Origin of the sequence: Nitratidesulfovibrio liaohensis (assembly GCF_011682075.1) — a bacterium.
Lineage (GTDB): Bacteria > Desulfobacterota > Desulfovibrionia > Desulfovibrionales > Desulfovibrionaceae > Cupidesulfovibrio > Cupidesulfovibrio liaohensis.
Genome location: NZ_VSMK01000447.1, coordinates 1 through 2,135, shown reverse-complemented (window position 1 = coordinate 2,135; position 2,135 = coordinate 1). Strand labels below are relative to the sequence as shown.

Annotated in this window: 2 protein-coding genes; one reads left to right on the top strand and one right to left on the bottom strand. The window is 70.6% G+C overall.

Features of this window, described 5'->3' with window-relative positions; translation table 11 throughout:
* Positions 1-1,458 (bottom strand): trypsin-like peptidase domain-containing protein (locus FVW27_RS14015; RefSeq protein ID WP_424991879.1); only part of this gene is annotated, 1,458 nt, incomplete at its 3' end.
* Positions 1,459-1,603: 145 nt separating this feature from the next.
* Here FVW27_RS14015 and FVW27_RS14010 point away from each other — a divergent pair.
* On the top strand, positions 1,604-2,135 hold a 532-nt coding region (locus tag FVW27_RS14010; RefSeq protein ID WP_208294800.1), incomplete at its 3' end, for a nicotinate-nucleotide--dimethylbenzimidazole phosphoribosyltransferase.

Sequence of the window (2,135 nt, the reverse complement as noted above, 5' to 3'; positions counted from 1 at the left end):
GCCCACCTGGCGCACCACGTCGCCGGGGGCCAGCCCCAGCCGCGCGGCTGGGCTGTTCGGCAGCACGGCATTGATGCGTACCCCGTTCCCCTGCGCCTCCTGCACGCGCAGGCCCCAGCGCCGCTCGGCCAGCCGTTCGGCCATGTCCTGCGTGAATACGGCGGGGGTCATGCGCAGGGTGGCCGTCTTGCCTTCGCGCAGCAGGCCCACCTCCAGCGTGTCGCGGTGGGTGTAGTTGCGCAGCAGCATGATGTAGGCGTCCTTGTCTTCCACGGGGTTGCCGTTGATGGACACCAGCACGTCGCCGGGGCGCAGCCCGGCCTTGGCCGCCGGGGTGTCCTGCAACACCTCGGTCACCAGCATGCCCGATGCCCGCTTCAGCCCCAGCCACGCCGCCGTGCGCTGGTCGATGTCCTGCCCCAGAACGCCCAGCCATACCGGGTCCACCCGGCCCTGGCCCAGCAGTTCCTCGACCACGCGGCGGGCCTTGTCCACGGGAATGGCAAAGCCGATGCCCTCGCCCTTGGCGTAGACCGCCGTGTTGATGCCGATGAGCTCGCCCATGATGTTCAGCAGCGGGCCGCCGCTGTTGCCGGGGTTGATGGCCGCGTCGGTCTGGATGAGGTCGGTGATCATGCCCTGCTCCACCTTGATGGACCGGCCAAGGGCCGACACCACCCCGGTGGTCACGGTGTGCGCGAAGCCGAAGGGGTTGCCGATGGCGATGACCGTCTCGCCGGGCATCAGGTCGGACGAGGTGGCCATCTTGATGGCGGGCAGGTTCTGTGCGCCGGGCACGCGCAGCACGGCGATGTCGAAGTCGGTGTCCGACCCCAGCAGTTCGGCGTCCAGCGAGCGGCCATCCAGCAGGTGCACGGCGATGCCCGTGGCCCCTGCGATGACGTGGGCGTTGGTGAGCACGATGCCGGGGTGCCCGCCATCGGGGTTGATGATCACCCCGGAACCCAGGCTGCGCCGGGTCTGGCGCTGGGTGGGCAGGCTGGGGAACATTTCGCGCGCGGCCTCGTCGTCCATCAGGCCGGGGAAGGGATTGAAGTTGCGCTCCACCACCCGGGCGGTGGTGATGTTGACCACGGCGGGGGCCACGGCGCTGACCGCGCGCACCACCGGGGTGAGGCGCGGGCTGTTGTCCGGGATGCCGTGGGGCAGGGCGGGCGAGCGCGGCGTGGGCACGGTGATGGCCGCACGGCCCGGCTGCGAGGATACCGGCTGGTCCGCCAGCAACGGCGCGGGGGGAGATTCCGCCGCAAGGGCGGACCGGGATGAAAGCGGCAGTGCGAGGGGCAGCGGGGCGAAGGCGGGGGCAAGAGCCAGGGCGGTCAGCGTCAGAGCGGCAAGCGCCAAGCCAGCACGGCGGGGTTTTGCGGTACGGCGGGACAACAATCCATGTATGAACATCGTGGGTGCTCCCCTGAGATTCTCGATTTTTGCACGCATCACTATGCGTCCTGCGGCGGGCGACGGCAAGGGGCAGGGGCGCCGAAGCCCTGTGTTCCGGCCTGTTCCGTCCGGCTTGCCTTGCCCGGCCCGTGGCGCTACCGTGCGCCGGTTCCCGTTCCACACCGACACTCCGGGGGTTCCCATGCCGTCTCTTTCGCCGCGCCTTCTCGATCTCATCGCCGCCATCGACCCCGTGGACCACGGCCACGACCCCGCCGGGCAGGCCCATCTGGACAACCTGACCAAGCCGCGTGGCAGCCTGGGCCGCCTGGAAGATCTGGCCCTGCAACTGCACCGCATTCAGGGCGGCGCGCGCCCCCTGGCCGCCGACCCCGCGCGCATCTTCACCATTGCGGGCGACCACGGCGTGGCCGCAGAGGGCGTCTCGCTGTTTCCGCAGGAAGTGACCCGCCAGATGGTGCTCAATTTCCTGAACGGCGGCGCGGGCATCAACGTGCTGTGCGCCACGGCGGGCATCGACCTGCGCGTGGTGGATGCGGGATGCCTTGGTGACGACTTCGATCCGCACCCGCAGCTCATCCGTCGCAAGGTGGCCCCCGGCACCGCCAACATGACCCACGGCCCGGCCATGACCCGCGAACAGTGCGAGGCCGCCCTGCTGCTGGGCGCGGACCTTGCCGCGCAGGCCGCCGCAGACGGCTGCCGCTGCGTGG